This is a genomic window from Geminocystis sp. CENA526 (assembly GCF_050753365.1).
Classification (GTDB): Bacteria; Cyanobacteriota; Cyanobacteriia; order Cyanobacteriales; family Cyanobacteriaceae; genus Geminocystis.
The window spans coordinates 1-15,276 of sequence record NZ_JBLZFY010000096.1; the positions used below are offsets into that span (position 1 = coordinate 1).

The window sequence follows — 15,276 nt, forward strand, 5'->3', positions numbered from 1 at the left end:
ACCTGATACCTACCCTCATCAAAATACTTTTTCAGCACCCCCTAATTAATAGATGGAATTGTCATTTCAAAATTTTTCTTAAAAAATTGATAGTGATTCCCATAAGTGTCTCTAATTTCTGGTAAAACGACTTTTTTATTCCAATCTTTTTCTAATTTATCCCCGTTAGATTTTCTTAAATTTTCGATGCTCATATTAGGATTTTCCCACCAAAATATACTATAAAATGGTCCAATTAGATGAGCCGCCGCATCCGCAGAAGAAACTATTTTTATCTCAATTTTGGCATCAACTAATTTAATATCTGTTTTACGCTCAAAAATGTCAATATCTAATAATAATTTACTTATATAGCAATTCTTATATTTATGAGGTACATAGAACAGACTAAAACCCATTATTATTAAGAAATAGGTGTACCTTACTATTTTGATAAACGCTATATCTTCAGGAAAAAAATCTAAATCTTCAAGAAATTCTTTACCTAAAGTACCTTGATAAATAGAGCCATTTCTGACAATTTTTTCAAAATCGTGCATCCAAACTAATAATAATACCCATAATTGGTCTGCTTCAAAATATCTCTCACATAATTGAAGGCTGATTTTTTCTACAATATTAAGATGATATTCAATATACCACTTATGGTGGATAAAATGTTTTTCTGAGCAAATTTCTGTTACTTTTTCTCTTACTTTTGCAATAGTTTGATAATTAACCATATTGTTTATTAAAAGTTTAATACTCCAAATGGTATATCCATTTCTTCCGATGATAATCCTCCATGTTCTCCTATATTTCCCTTTTTATATTTTCCGTTTTCTCCTGCTAAAAATACTCCTTGATTACCTAAGGGTAAAATAACGAGATTTCCCACATTTTCTTCAAATCTTTTTGATACTTCTATATCTCCAAATAGTTTCATTATTTCTTCTATATAAAAAACCTTTGCTTTTCCCTCTAAGATTTTACTTAATTTTCTCTTTAACTCCTGTCGATATTCTTCTTTTACATGAAGAAATAAATCCCGACGAGAGCCACATGGATAAAGAGGTATCCCTGAGTTTGTGGTTGCAAAATAATCAATGATTTCTGGCATTTCTTTATCTAAATATATTGTTTCATTAGGATTTATATCAATATGACCATGATCTGCACTTAATATTATTGCTACATCTTTTCCATTATCCTGAGATAACGGTTTAAAAAACTCATTTTCTAGTAGAGTAAAAAAATATTTTAAGGCATCATTTAATTCTTGAGAATTTCCTCCTTTATCATGACTTACACTATCAAATAAAGGTGAATAAAATTTAATAAAAGTTCCTTTCTCTTTCTGTTTACGGCTCTCAAATACCTTTTCATAAAGATGCTTAATCCCTGTTTCATAAGACTCGTAACCGATGCGATTAATCTCGGCTGTTACCACTGTGTTATAACTAGAGTTAACAAATTCTTGAGGACAAAAATCATATACTGTTATGCCATTTGTTTGAAGAAAGCGATAATAAGGGCTAACGGTGAAGATGTCTTCCGGTTTAGCTATTCCTCTCGTCACTAAGGTATCTCGTTTATGATCTTTATCCTTGATATGTATATCTTCTACTGTTGAAAACATTAAGGGAGAAATTAGAGTATCAATACTTTTTTCATACATTCGCCATTCATATATTCCCGTTTGACTTGGGGGAATATTAGTATTAAATGTGTGAACATGAACCGCAGTCGTGGAGGGAAACATGGAAGTGATTAAAGAGACATTTCCGTCATTAACAAACCGTTTTACGGCTGGTAAATCCATTGATAATGCCTGTTGAAAAAAACTCCATCCAAAAGCATCGAGAAAGAAAAACACTACAGTGGAATATTTCTCCTTTAAAGCATTTAGTGTATCCTTTGGTAATTTTCTGCCTTGTTGTTCCAGATCAAATAAACCTGCTATAGTATTTGGTATATTTCCAAAATAATAATCTTCACAACAGGGCATTCTCCATTCTTGGTTAAAAAATAAAGAACTTTTAACCTTATCAAACGATCTTTGATTAATCATAGTTAGGAATGAGGATTAAATAAAATAGGGGAGTTATAATTTTTGGAGAGGTCTAATAGTTATTAGAACACAAAATATCTAATTTGCGCAAGGAAAAAAGGTATCTCAAACCTTTATGGAGTAAAGCATCGACACAATATGACGAAAGAATAAGCATTTGAGCGATTTTGCTTATTGCGTCGATTTTGGGATAATCAATCATAAACTAAAAGTATTACAGTTCGATATACAGTTCGATCGAATATTCACCCCTTTCAAAGCTAGGGAGGATTTTGTTATAGAAACACTATATTATTGACCACAATTCACAAATATTTGTTATCATCAACTACAATGGACAAATTTGTGTTGTAAGCATGAATGATTATAGTAACTTTCTCCGTCAAGGTTATAGGATTATTGAAGAATTGACTAATAACCTTCAAGGGGGAAGAATAACCTACAAAGCAGTAGAAGTTGAAACGGATACCCCTGTCATCATTAAACAATTTCGTTTTGCTAATGATAGTCGTTGGGAGAGTTTTAAGGAAATAGAGCGAGAAATTGATGTTTTAAGGAGTTTAAATCATGGAGGTATTCCGCAATATTTAAACAAAATTGATCCGGGGGATGGTTTATGTTTAGTACAAGAATATAAAAATGCTGAACCTTTATCAAAATTGCGTAGTTTTAGCCCCGAAGATATTAAATCTATTACTACTCAAATTTTAGAAATTTTAGTTTATTTACAGGAAAGAATACCTCCCATTATTCACCGAGATTTAAAGCCAGAAAATATTCTTGTAGATCAGCAGATGAATGCTTATGTGATCGATTTTGGATTAGCGAGAATAGGTAATAGCACTATGGCTTTAAGCACTATGCAAGGAGGAACTTTGGGGTTTATGCCTCCTGAACAAATCCACAATCAAAAGTTAACGGAAGCCTCTGATTTATACGGTTTAGGTGCTACCATAATCTGTTTAATTACTCAAACTAAATCTCAAGATATTGGCAGTTTAGTTGACTTTTCTAATAATAGGATTAATTTTAAAGATAAAGCCTCGAAATATAGTTTTAAGTTTATTCAATGGCTCGAAAAAATGGTCGAACCTGATCCGAAAAATCGTTTTGCCAATGCGAAGTTAGCCTTAGAAACTTTTAAACCTCTCTATGTAATTCGAGTGCCTGAAATTAAAGTTAATCCTCATCAGATTACCTTGGATTCTGAAAAATTAGGGGAAAAACAAAAGTTTGTCATTGAGATTCGTAATTCTGTACCAGAAACGGAGTTACACGGAGAGCTTACTGTAGTTGAGCATCCGTGCGATCGAACTCCCCCACTTCACGATCGAACCTCCCCACTTCCTCAACTTGCTTCATCAGGACAAATTACCACTAAAAATGATGTATATGCACATAGTTGGATTAACATTAGTCAACCAAAATTTCAGGGTAATTATGTTCAATGTGTGGTAACGGTGGATACGGGAAATTTAAGGGCGGAAAAACTCTACGAAAGGGAGTTAAAATTAGTTTCTAATGCTACGGATGAACCTTATATTATTCCCGTTAAAGTGAAAACCGCACCTATCCCCATTGACAAAAAAAATATCCCCTATTTTTGGCTTTCTTTGTTATTAACAGTTTCTTTGTTACTTCCTGCCCAATTAGTGGTAATGCAGGAAGTCTGGGGATGGGTGACAAATAGTGTTCAATCCATCTGGGAATAAAAAAGTATTTTAGATAATAATTTAACAGGAGTAGAATTTATGGATCAGGCAGGGGGAGCACTAATTGGCATCGGCATACTGATTTTCTTGGTTATTTTAATCATTAAACTTGCCCTGACGATATTAGTTTTTGCGCTTGGGGTTGTAATTATGGCGCTGATTCCTTGTGCGGTGGGGTGGATTGCTTATAAAACCTATTTAGCTTTGACTAACAATGAATTTGAGGTTAATAAATCGGTTATTTTTCCACTTTTAACCGTCATTACGGGAGCGAGTCTTGGTTGTACCTTTTTTCTGAATGTTTCTCCATCTGTCATATTTATTTTACTGGCTAGTGGTGGTTCTTTAATCGGTTCTTTAGCTTATCCTTATATCAGACGAAGACAGTTGATTAAGAAATATCGGGAAGGGGAAAAATATCTCATTGAGTCTTAGAATTAAGCCCAAAAATATATCAACTATGTAGTTCTAAGTTAATAAACTACAAATTTCGATCGACCATAAAAGTCTCTAGGGAATGATTGTGATTTAATTGCCTTAATGTAACAGGAATTAAATGGAATTTTAACTTATTATAATGACCAAATTCCTAGTTTAGCTGGTACTCCTGATACTCACTTTATTCTAGTTAGTGACACCTATCAAGGGGGGAAAGTGGGAGAAATTTTAGCTGATTGGTTAATGAATAAGAAGTTAACCGCACAGGTGATTAAAATTGCCGATTTAGCTACTAATAATCGGGATAGTTTTCGTTTAGCAATGTCTGAATTAATTAACTGGTGTAATGATACTTTAATGGGTTATCGAGAGGGAGGTTATGAAATAATATTTAACTTTACTGGAGGATTTAAAAGTGTTCAAGGTTTTCTGCAAAGTGTGGGAATATTTTATGCAGATAAATGCGTTTATATTTTTCAATTTAGCTCAGAATTATTAACTATTCCCCGTTTACCGATTAAACTTGATACGGAGGATATTATCGGCAATAATTTAAAGGTTTTTCGTAAATTAGATAATGGTTTTACTGTCAAAAAAAATGAGTGTAATAATATCCCTGAAACTCTGTTATTTTATCTGGAAAATGAGGAAGAAGTTACTTTATCTGAATGGGGGTAATTAATCTGGTTACAGGCAAAAAATAGTTATTATCAACGGGAATTATTACCGCCTTTAAGTGATAAATTAGTCTATTCTCAGGAGTTTAAAGATAATATTAAGGCTTTACAAAATCGTTTTGATCGAATAAAATTAGTTAATCAAAGATGTGATCAATTAAGTCATTTTTTAGAGTCTCCTGATAATAATAAATATAATCCTTCATCTTTAGATTTTAAACCACTGATAAAAAGTCCTTATCCTGATTCTCATTATGAGTGTGATGCTTGGGGAGATCAAGATGCTAAGAGATTATTCGGGCATAGGTTAGGTAATGGGCAGTATCAAGTCGATCGTCTTGCTCAAGGTTTACATTAAATTGCTAATATTGTAGAGGATTAAGGGGTTCGATCGATCGAACCCAAGTTTCTAGGTCATTAATTCCCGTAAAATCTAATAAGGTTTCTATGATTCTAATTGAGACATAAGGTTTCGATCGAATATTTAATACAATGTGAGTTAGAAGTTATTGCGAATCAAAGGAAAAAATGACTACTTTAAAAATATTTAACGACAACAACCCCGTTACCCCTATTTTTGATAGCAACACCGTTGCTGATACCGACAAAATTGATAAAATTACTCATAAATTACGGGAAGTCGGTGTAAGATTTGAACAGTGGCGTACGATCGAAAGTTTAACATCAGGAGTAACTCAAGAGGAAGTTTTAAGCGCTTATCAATCAGAAATTGACAAATTAATCAACGAGGAAGGATATTTAACCGTTGACGTAGTGAGTTTAACGGCAGATAACCCCAATAAAAAAGCATTCCGTGAAAAATTTTTAAATGAACATACTCATAGTGAAGACGAAGTTCGTTTTTTTGTCGATGGAGAGGGATTATTTAGCTTACACCTAGACAATCAAGTCTTTGAGGTATTATGCACTAGAGGAGATTTAATTAGTGTACCAGCTAACACTCGTCATTGGTTCGACATGGGAGAGAATCCCCATTTTACCGCTATTCGTTTCTTTAACAATCCAGAAGGTTGGGTAGCCAATTTCACAGGAAGCGACATCGCCAGTCACTTTTCCAGATTAGAAAATTAATCACAATGAAGAATTGAGAATTGAGAATTGAGAATTAAGAATTAAGAATTAAAAACTATTCACTATCAACTATTAATTGTTTATTCCTTTCCCAAAAAATTTGGCAGGTTTAGTGATAGTATAGACTTCCGTTTCCTTTTCAATACATTGTCTAACATAACCCGGAGTTTGTAACATTCCTAAGAGACTAATACCATCAAAAGAACGAAAATCTCCCGTTGTTTTTTGCTCTAACAAAAGATCAACTTTTTCAGGATTAGGGCGAGTATCAAAACTTGCCTCAGAGGCTATTGCAAAGCCCCATGATGAGCCATAAGTACAAGTTGGGGCAAAATAAGAGTGAACATTGCTAAACACGGATTTAAGGGTATTTACTAAACGTCCGTGAATGTGTAAATTAGCAGGGGCGATCGGACCCGCTTGTATTACAACGATGCCATTTTCTCGCAAAACTTTTTTAAGACGGGCGAAATATTCTTGAGTAAATAATTGAAAAGAAGGACCTTCTTCGATAGGATCAGAAAGGTCAGAAATGATAATATCCCATTTAGCCTCAGTGGTATCTAAAACATTAAAAGCATCACCAATAACTAATTCTAAACGAGGATCGTCAAAAGAACCTTGGTGCATTTCAGGTAAAAATTCTTTACAGGCTTCCACCACATCTCCATCAATATCCACCATCATGGCTTTTTTAACCGCATTCCAACGGAAAACCTCTCTTGTGGTTGCGCCTTCTCCTCCACCTAAAATTAAGACATTTTCAGGGTTGGGATGATTTATCATAGCAGGATGTACTAAAGCCTCATGGTATAAAAACTCGTCACCCGTGCAAGATTGCCATTTACCATCTAATACTAAAGCCTTGCCATAAACACCACTTTCCACAACGTACATTTCTTGATAGGGGGTTTTTTTGTGGGCGAGAATGCTGGTGATACCATGAACATATATATCGTAGGGAGTGATATATTCACTAATCCACACATCGGCATTCAATTGAGAACCTGCCATATTTTATTATTCTCCTAAATATAAAGCAAACTTTTATTCTAACTAATTTATGATAAAAAATCAAGACTGCAAAAAATATCATAGAATTTGCTCTTTTTTATGGGAACAAAAGCTCTTGCAAAAATAGCTGTAATAAGTTATAATGTTAGTCCTGAGTCAAATTATATAAAAAATTGGCTACAGCCGAAGACAGCAGGCGCTGAAAGGCTTAATAATTCCTGCCTAGGTTGATGCAGATATTAAAAATTCAAAGTGATTCTTAGATTTTTTCTAGGTAAGTCACGATTTATGATTAAAAATTATCTCGATACATCAACCAAAACCCCGTGCTGATTATGGCTAGGGTTTTTTTAATTGTCATTAGACAACAATTTAACACCTTAGGAGGTGAGAACAATATCTAAATCCCTTGAGAGCAAAAAACAAGAGGTAGCTGAAATTAAACAGTTACTAGAAGATTCTCGATTGGCGATCGTAGTTGATTATCAGGGGCTTAGTGTTGCTGACATTACCGACTTGCGTAATCGTTTAAGAGAAAACGGCAGTATCTGTAAGGTGACAAAAAATACCTTAATGAGTAAAGCCGTAGAAGGAAACGAATACTGGGAAGCCATTAACCCATTATTAAAAGGTACTTCTGCTTTTATCTTAGCCGATGAGGAAAATATTGGTACAGCCGTAAGAGCTTATCAAGCATTCCAAAAAGAGCGCAAGAAAAGTGAATTAAAGGGCGGAGTCATGGAAGGGCAAACCCTCTCCGAAGCTCAGGTGAAAGCCTTAGCGGACTTACCCACCAAAGAGCAACTCATTGCCCAAATTGCTGGTGCTATCAACGCTATCACTACCAAAGTTGCCCGTGGTATCAACGAAGTTCCGACATCTTTGGCTCGTGCCGTGGATGCAGTCAAATCTCAAAAAGAAGCCGCCTAATAGGCTCGATCGATTGTAGAATTTTATATAAAGGAGATCAAATTTAATCATGTCTGATAAAGTAGCAAATATTGTTGAAGAGTTAAAAACTTTAACCCTTTTAGAAGCATCGGAATTAGTTAAACAAATCGAAGAAGTATTCGGCGTAAGTGCGGCTGCCCCCGTTGGCGGTATGATGATGGCGGCTGCCCCTGCTGCTGCGGCTGAAGAAGTTGAAGAGCAAACTGAATTTGATGTTATCTTAGAAAGTTTCGGTGAGAAGAAAATGGACGTACTTAAAGTCGTTCGTACCATCACTGGTTTAGGCTTAAAAGAAACCAAAGAATTAGTAGAAGCTGCGCCCAAAGCTGTTAAAGAAGGCGTTGCTAAAGAAGAAGCTGAAACCATCAAGAAACAGTTAGAAGAAGCTGGTGCAAAAGTAAGCATCAAATAATTTCTAATCATTTTCTTTCCGAGAAGGCGGGTTATACCCGTCTTTTTTTTGTTTGAAATTAGTTAGGTAAAAAAAATAAATGTTACAATACTTAACAACATTATTAAATTAATCAATACCTATAAATTAAATTTTTATAATAAATAGCTATGTTTTTAAAATCATGGGATAATATCGGTGAAAAAACCATTAACAAAATTGCAGAAATGGCTTTTAAAAGTCAGATTAGAAATGCTGAACATTTAAGAGTACAAGTCAAAACTGATCCTCAAAAATTAGCTCAAGGAGTGTTAGAATCCTTAGATATTGATGGTTCGGGGTTAATCATGCAAAAAGATTTAAGGTTAGAAAAAATGAAAATTACCTTAAATAATATTGCTGTTAGTCCTTTTAAGGCTTTAATGGGCAATGTGCAGTTAACTCAACCTAGTACTGGTAATGCTACTATTGTTTTAAATGAAAAGGACATCGAATCTGCCTTAAATATCGATAATCTCAATCGACAATTACAACACTATAATATTTTTCGTCACGATCATCCTGTTAAAGTCAAGTTTTTTCGGGTGGATTGTCGTATTTTAGCCGATGGACGCATTATGATTAAGGCAAAGTTAAGGATTTTAGAGGATAATTCGATCGAGCAGCGCCACGAAGTGATCGAAAGTGTCTGTTTAATCATTAAACCTCGTATTTGTACCCAAGGACAAAATTTGTTAATGGATGAGGTAGAATGTACTCAGGGAACACAATTTTCTCCTATCCTGATTAAAGCTATTTTAGACGAATCATTGAAAGTTTTGAATTTAAATCGTTTATCGGTAGATGGTATTTCTTTGAAAGTGAATCATGTATCCACTGAAGACGGAAAACTTAGCTTTTTAGCCTTAGCTGGTATTACTCATCTCCCCAAAATATCTTAATTTGCCTTTAAGTTTATGGGTGATGGAAAAACATACTTCGATTACCCTCACTAACTATAAAAAAGATAAGTTAAATGTGTCTTAGCTTAAACGTGATGATTTATAATAAAGACACGATCGAAATTGATATTAATGAGCAAAAAAATTCCGCTTTATTGGCTTTTAGTATTACAGTTTACCATTCAAGTTACGTCGATTGTGGGTATCATCGGCTTTCTTTCTTATCGTAGTGGAGAAAAAACCGTCTCCATTTTAGCACAACAATTAACGGATAAAATTGGCGATCGTATTCAAGAAAAAGTCACCAATAATTTTAATTTGCCCAGAATAGTGGCTAAATCCAACGCATCTATATTGAGACAAGGATATTTAAACGGTTATGACTTAAATCAAGTAGAAAGACATTATATCGAACAGTTGAAGATTATCCCCAGACTTTCCACCGTTGCTATTGCCAATGAAGATGGAGAATTTTTAAGTGTCGAGCGTCCTTTTTCTGATAGTTTAATTATTCGCAGATTAGATCAAACTAATCCTAACAGAGAATTTTATCGTTATCAAGCCGATCGAAACGGACAAAATAAAATCCTCAAAGAAACTAGAAATAATTATAATCCCCATAATGACCCCCCGGGGAATCCTTGGTATTTAAAAGCAAAAAATAATCCTGATGGTCTTTCTATCATTAATGTTACCCTTTCTCAAGGACAAGATAAACCCATTCTCCAATTATTACAAATACTCCCCTTTTATAATAATCAGGGAAAATTTGAAGGGGTATTAGGTGCAAGTATTTATCTGACTCAACTAGGGGATTTTTTACAGGAAATTAACCAAAATCATCGAGGGCAAGTTTTCATTATCGATCGAACAGGCTTACTAATTGGTACTTCCACAGGAGAAACCCCTTTTGATAAAACCCCCAAAGATAACTTAAAAGACAATGTAAACGTTCAAAATCGGCGTTTAAAAGCCATTAATAGCAGTAACCCTCTTACCGTAGCCATCAGCGAGTTATTAACCTCTCAAGGAGATTTAAACACGAGTTTCCAAAATTCCCAACAATTACAACTGACTTATGAAAAAGAAAAATATTTTATCCGAGTTACTCCCATTCATGAAGAATTAGACTGGTTGCTAGTGACGGCGATTTCTGAAGCTGAATTTATGACAGAAATTAGAGAAAATCTTTTTAATACCTTATATTTAACTATTTTTGCTTTAATTATTGCTATTTTAGTTAGTTTATGGACTTCTCGCCGAATTACTCGTTCTCTCTCTCGTTTAAGTGATATTACTTATGCTTTTACAAATCAACATTCAGTCCCAGTTATTCCTCTTAGTAAGATTAAAGAAATTGCTCTTTTATCCCAATCCGTTAAGGATATGATAGATTCACTCTCAGAAACAGAAAGAATTAGGGAAAACTATACCCAAGAATTAGAAAGGGAAGTTGCACAAAAAACCGCTATTTTAACTCAAAGTCACGCCAGATTTGAAAAATTAACCTCTGCTTCTCCTGCGGTTATCTATAGTATGAGAGAAAATTTAGTTACCCAAGAAACTTATTTTGATTATATCAGTCCTGCGGTGGAGGATATTAATGAAATTTCTGTGACGGAAGGCTTAAAGGATAGCAATGTAATTTTAGATCAAATGCACCCAGACGATCGAGAAAGCTATCAATTAGCCGTCAACAAAGCCTTAGAAACGAATCAATCTTTTCAACTAGAGTGGCGTATTATTACCCCTTCAAAGAAAACAAAATGGATTTGGGTAAATTCCTTACCCGAAAAATTATCTCAGGATGAAGTTTGTTGGCATGGTATTGCCATTGATATAACGAAAAGGAAACAATTAGAATCAGCGTTACAAAAATCAGATACCAAATTAAGGGAAATTTTAGATAATGCCACAGGAATTATTACCCGTTTGATAGTTAGTGGTGAAGGCAGTTGGAAAGTTGATTATATCTCTGGGGGTTGTGAAAGAATTTGTGGTTATACTTCAGAAGAATTAATGACACAAGAAAATTTATGGTTAAGTATTATTGTGGAGGGAGAATGGGAAGCCATTGAAGAACAAGTGTATAATGACATATTTGCACAACGATCAGCTAGTTATGAATATCGTATTCATCACAAAGACGGTAGTATTCGTTGGGTTTGTCAAAATAATTATACTCGTTGGGATAAAGAGAATAATCAATGGTTACTAACTATTATAACCCTTGATATTAGCGATCGAAAACAGCTAGAATTTGCTTTACAGGACTCCGAAACTAAACTCAGAGAAATTCTTGATAACGCCATTGGTATTCTGAGTCGTTTGACAGTAAAAGCCGATGGAAAAATGGAAATGGAGTATGTTTCTGAAGGTTGTAAAAGCATTTGCGGTTATACTGCCGAGGAATTAACTACTGATGCAAATTTATGGATTAGTATTATCATCGAAGAAGATTGGCAAAAAGTAGAAAAACAAATTTTTGATGATTTATATGCAGAACGATCGGGTAGTTATGAATATCGTATCCATCATAAAAACGGTGATATTCGCTGGGTTACTCAAAATAATTATTCTCGTCGAGATCAATATGGTCAATTGATCGTAACAATTATTACCATAGATATTACCGAGCGAAAACAGCTAGAATTTGCCTTGAGAGATTCAGAAAATAAACTCAAAGATATTCTTCAACATTTAACAGGAATTATCACTCGCATGACTCTTTATGGTGCGAATCATTGGAGTATCGATTATGTTTCTGGTGGTTGTGAAGCGGTTTGCGGTTATACAGCAGAAGAATTAAGACTTGATCAAAATTTATGGATTAACTTAATCTTACCTGATGATTGGCAAAGAGTTGAACAGGAAGTCTATCGAGATATTTTTGAGGAAAACATTGGACATTATGAATATCGTATTCGTCACAAAGACGGTAGTATCCGTTGGATTTCCCAAAACAATTATACCCGTCGAGATACCGATAATCAAGGATGGATCGTGACGATTATTACTTTAGACATAACCGCTAAAAAAGAAGCCGAAATAGTTCTCAAAAATAGTGAAGCCAGATTCCAGTCTTTAGCGAAGGCTTCTCCTTCCGCTATTTACACTGTTGTTGAAGATATTAACGGTATCAGTCGATTTGAGTATCTCAGTCCGGCGGCGGAAACAATTCATGAAGTTTCCCTATCTGATATTTACGCTAATAGTAATCTGATTTTTGAACGTATTCACCCCGAAGATGTTGCAGGATATACTGATGCGGTTAAACGCAGTATAGAGATGACAGAAATTTTTATCCATGAATGGCGTATTATTCTCCCTTCTGGAAAAATTAAATGGTTAAGGGGACATTCTTTCCCCGAAAAACGAGATGATGGGGAGATTCATTGGCATGGTTTGGTTAGTGATATAAGCGATCGAAAACAAACAGAAATCATGCTCGAACATCAAAAGCAAATGTTGGAAGCTATGAGTCGTCAAGGGCGTATTGGGGCTTATGAATTAAATTTAGCTACGAATACATTATCTTGGTCATCCATGACAAGGGAAATTCACGAAGTTGAGCCAGATTTCGAGCCTAATTTGGAAATGGGAATTAATTTTTATAAAGAGGGGAAAAGTCGTAACCGTATTCGTGAAGTTATTAATTTAGCTATAGAAAATGGCACACCTTGGAATGAAGAATTACAACTTATTACAGGGAAAGGGAGAGAAATTTGGGTAGAAGCGACTGGTAAAGCGGAATTTAAGGATGGTGTTTGTATTAGAATTTACGGTTCATTTCAAGATATTACTGCAAGGAAGAAAATTGAGCAAGAGTTAATCCAAGCCAAAGAAAAAGCAGAAATGGCGGTAGAAAGTAAGAATTTGTTTTTTGCTAGTATGAGTCATGAAATTCGTACTCCTATGAATGGGGTAATCGGGATGTTGAATCTGGTGTTAGATACTCCCCTGACTACCGAACAAAAAATGCAGATTTCGATCGCGCAAAGTAGTGCAGAATCCTTATTAAGTCTCATTAACGATATTCTCGACTACTCGAAAGTAGAAGCAGGAAAATTAGAAATTGAAAATATCGACTTTGACTTATATCAAATGCTAGGGGATGTCAGCAAAGCAATGGCATTGAAAGCCCAAGAAAAGGGTTTAGAGTTAATCTTAGATGTGACTAATATTCAACATTCTATGGTAAATAGTGATCCTAATCGCCTAAGACAGATTTTGACTAATTTAATCGGTAATGCCGTCAAATTTACGGAAAAAGGCGAAATTCTCATCAAATGCAGTGTTAAGAAACAGGATGATGAATTAATTTTTACAGGAGAAATTAAAGATACAGGTATCGGTATCCCTGAAGAAAAAATCCCCCTTTTATTCGACTCTTTCACTCAAGTTGATGCTAGTGTCACTCGTACATACGGCGGTACTGGTTTGGGATTATCGATCGTCAAAAAACTCTGTGAGTTAATGGAAGGAAATGTTGCAGTGGAAAGTAAATTAGGTGAGGGTAGTAACTTTAAATTTACCGTTACCTTGCAACCCCATAGCCAAAATACTTATACTTCCTTCCCCATCAATCTACAAAACATGAAAATTCTGTTGGTAGAAAGTAACGATCGTACTCGTGAAGTATTATCTACTCAATTAGAAAATTGGCAAGGAAAAGTAGTCGCCGTCAAAAGTGGTAAGGAAGCCTTAGAAATGATAGTTGGGGAGGAGAAAAAAGATATTGATGAAGGTAGGGAAAAGGGAAAAGGGAAAAGGGAAGAGGATTATTTGCAATACTCTAAATATAATTTTGATGTAGCATTAATTGCTCAACAATTATCAGATATGAATAGCATGGTTTTAGGGCAACGTATTCACCAACAAAGTCAGTCATCATCCATGCCTTTATTTTTAATGACTACCATCAATGAATATAGTAAATTGCAAAACTCCTCCCATTGCGTTTTTAAAGGATGTATCAGTAAACCTTTTACCCCTTCTGATTTATACACCTTAACGGAAATTATTAATCAAAGTTCGATCGAACTTCAACAATCAGAATCAGAGATACCCCAAGGAGAAAAAACCATTAATTTAGAGAATATTCAACTATTGCTAGTGGAAGATAATCGAGTTAATCAGATGGTATTTAAAGGAATGTGTAAGAAAATAGGCTTGAAAAATATTGATATAGCTAACAATGGTATAGAAGCCTTAAAGGCATTGCAAACTAAGGGTTATGATTTAGTCTTGATGGATTGTTTAATGCCAGAAATGGATGGTTATGAAGCAACTCAACAAATTCGAGAGGGTAAAGCAGGAAAAGAAAATAGGAATATCCCCATTATTGCCATGACGGCGAATGCCATGGAGGGAGATAAAGAAAAGTGCCTTGAGGTGGGGATGGATGACTATTTAACAAAACCGATTAATCAAAATGCTTTTAAAGAGGTTTTAGAAAGAAATATTTGACGGTATTTCTAGTGTCGATCGATTTCAACCGAAAGCATAGTAATTGTAATATAATTGAGAAAAATAAGAGAGGTAATCAATTATGGCAACCACAGCAGATGATGTTTGGAGACTATTAGGGGAATTAGCAGAAGCTCAAAAAGAGACAGAAAGACGTTTTCAAGAAACTGATCGTATTCTTAAAGAACAATCTCAAGAAACCGATCGCAGAATGCAAGAAACCGATCGTAGAATTAAACAAGTAAGCCAAGAAATTGGCAAACTAGGGAATCGTTTAGGGGAGTTTGTGGAATGGCAAGTACGTCCATCTGCTGTACGCTTGTTTCAAGAAAGAGGTATTGATGTCCATGAATTACAATCTGATGTAGTGGTGAAAAGGGAAGAAGGTGGTTTAGAAATTGATTTATTATTAGTAAATAATATTGAAGTAGTATTAGTGGTAGTAAAAAGTAAATTAAGTCAAAGAGATGTAGATGAACATTTACAAAGGTTAGAAAAGTTTAAACGCTTAATGCCAAGATACCAAAATATGAGAGCATTG

General features: G+C 34.6%; 12 protein-coding genes and 1 other annotated feature. Of the genes, 9 read left to right on the plus strand and 3 right to left on the minus strand.

Annotated features, from left to right (window positions below; translation table 11 throughout):
• Nucleotides 1-41 precede the first annotated feature (41 nt).
• Nucleotides 42-722: a hypothetical protein gene (locus tag ACN4EE_RS18485; RefSeq protein WP_431707954.1), complete on the minus strand. Its 681-nt coding sequence runs from the start codon at nucleotides 720-722 to the stop codon at nucleotides 42-44.
• Nucleotides 723-730: 8 nt separating this feature from the next.
• Nucleotides 731-2,050, minus strand: a complete 1,320-nt coding sequence (locus ACN4EE_RS18490; protein ID WP_431707955.1) for an alkaline phosphatase family protein — start codon at nucleotides 2,048-2,050, stop codon at nucleotides 731-733.
• Between the two features lie 356 nt (nucleotides 2,051-2,406).
• Here ACN4EE_RS18490 and ACN4EE_RS18495 point away from each other — a divergent pair, with 356 nt between their 5' ends.
• From ACN4EE_RS18495 to ACN4EE_RS18510, 4 genes are all read left to right on the plus strand, one after another.
• The gene (locus ACN4EE_RS18495; protein ID WP_431707956.1) at nucleotides 2,407-3,762 is read left to right on the plus strand and encodes a serine/threonine protein kinase; all 1,356 of its coding nucleotides are present in this window, start codon (nucleotides 2,407-2,409) and stop codon (nucleotides 3,760-3,762) included.
• Nucleotides 3,763-3,801: 39 nt separating this feature from the next.
• On the plus strand, nucleotides 3,802-4,197 hold the full coding sequence (locus ACN4EE_RS18500) for a hypothetical protein (protein ID WP_431707957.1): 396 nt from the start codon (nucleotides 3,802-3,804) through the stop codon (nucleotides 4,195-4,197).
• A gap of 126 nt (nucleotides 4,198-4,323) precedes the next feature.
• On the plus strand, nucleotides 4,324-4,878 hold the full coding sequence (locus tag ACN4EE_RS18505; protein WP_431707965.1) for a hypothetical protein: 555 nt from the start codon (nucleotides 4,324-4,326) through the stop codon (nucleotides 4,876-4,878).
• 527 nt (nucleotides 4,879-5,405) lie between these two features.
• On the plus strand, nucleotides 5,406-5,969 hold the full coding sequence (locus ACN4EE_RS18510; RefSeq protein WP_431707959.1) for a 1,2-dihydroxy-3-keto-5-methylthiopentene dioxygenase: 564 nt from the start codon (nucleotides 5,406-5,408) through the stop codon (nucleotides 5,967-5,969).
• Between the two features lie 72 nt (nucleotides 5,970-6,041).
• On the opposite strand, the gene ACN4EE_RS18515 is transcribed toward ACN4EE_RS18510, so the two are convergent.
• A complete protein-coding gene (locus ACN4EE_RS18515; RefSeq protein WP_431707960.1) occupies nucleotides 6,042-6,983 on the minus strand; it encodes a spermine/spermidine synthase domain-containing protein in 942 nt (313 codons plus the stop codon).
• 165 nt (nucleotides 6,984-7,148) lie between these two features.
• Nucleotides 7,149-7,283 (plus strand) — a sequence feature (ribosomal protein L10 leader region).
• A gap of 96 nt (nucleotides 7,284-7,379) precedes the next feature.
• Here ACN4EE_RS18515 and rplJ point away from each other — a divergent pair.
• The 5 genes from rplJ to ACN4EE_RS18540 all read left to right on the plus strand — a co-directional run.
• Nucleotides 7,380-7,913 (plus strand): 50S ribosomal protein L10, encoded by a 534-nt coding sequence (gene rplJ / locus ACN4EE_RS18520; protein ID WP_431707966.1) that lies wholly within the window; start codon nucleotides 7,380-7,382, stop codon nucleotides 7,911-7,913.
• Nucleotides 7,914-7,962: 49 nt separating this feature from the next.
• Nucleotides 7,963-8,346 carry a 50S ribosomal protein L7/L12 gene (gene rplL / locus ACN4EE_RS18525; RefSeq protein WP_431707961.1) on the plus strand — a complete coding sequence of 128 codons (384 nt, stop codon included), beginning with the start codon at nucleotides 7,963-7,965 and terminating at the stop codon, nucleotides 8,344-8,346.
• Nucleotides 8,347-8,495: 149 nt separating this feature from the next.
• On the plus strand, nucleotides 8,496-9,266 hold the full coding sequence (locus ACN4EE_RS18530; RefSeq protein WP_431707962.1) for an LmeA family phospholipid-binding protein: 771 nt from the start codon (nucleotides 8,496-8,498) through the stop codon (nucleotides 9,264-9,266).
• A gap of 132 nt (nucleotides 9,267-9,398) precedes the next feature.
• A complete protein-coding gene (locus ACN4EE_RS18535) occupies nucleotides 9,399-14,735 on the plus strand; it encodes a PAS domain-containing protein (RefSeq protein ID WP_431707963.1) in 5,337 nt (1,778 codons plus the stop codon).
• An 82-nt stretch (nucleotides 14,736-14,817) separates the two neighbouring features.
• Nucleotides 14,818-15,276, plus strand: a 459-nt coding sequence (locus tag ACN4EE_RS18540) for a DUF3782 domain-containing protein (RefSeq protein ID WP_431707964.1), incomplete at its 3' end; no start/stop codon positions are given.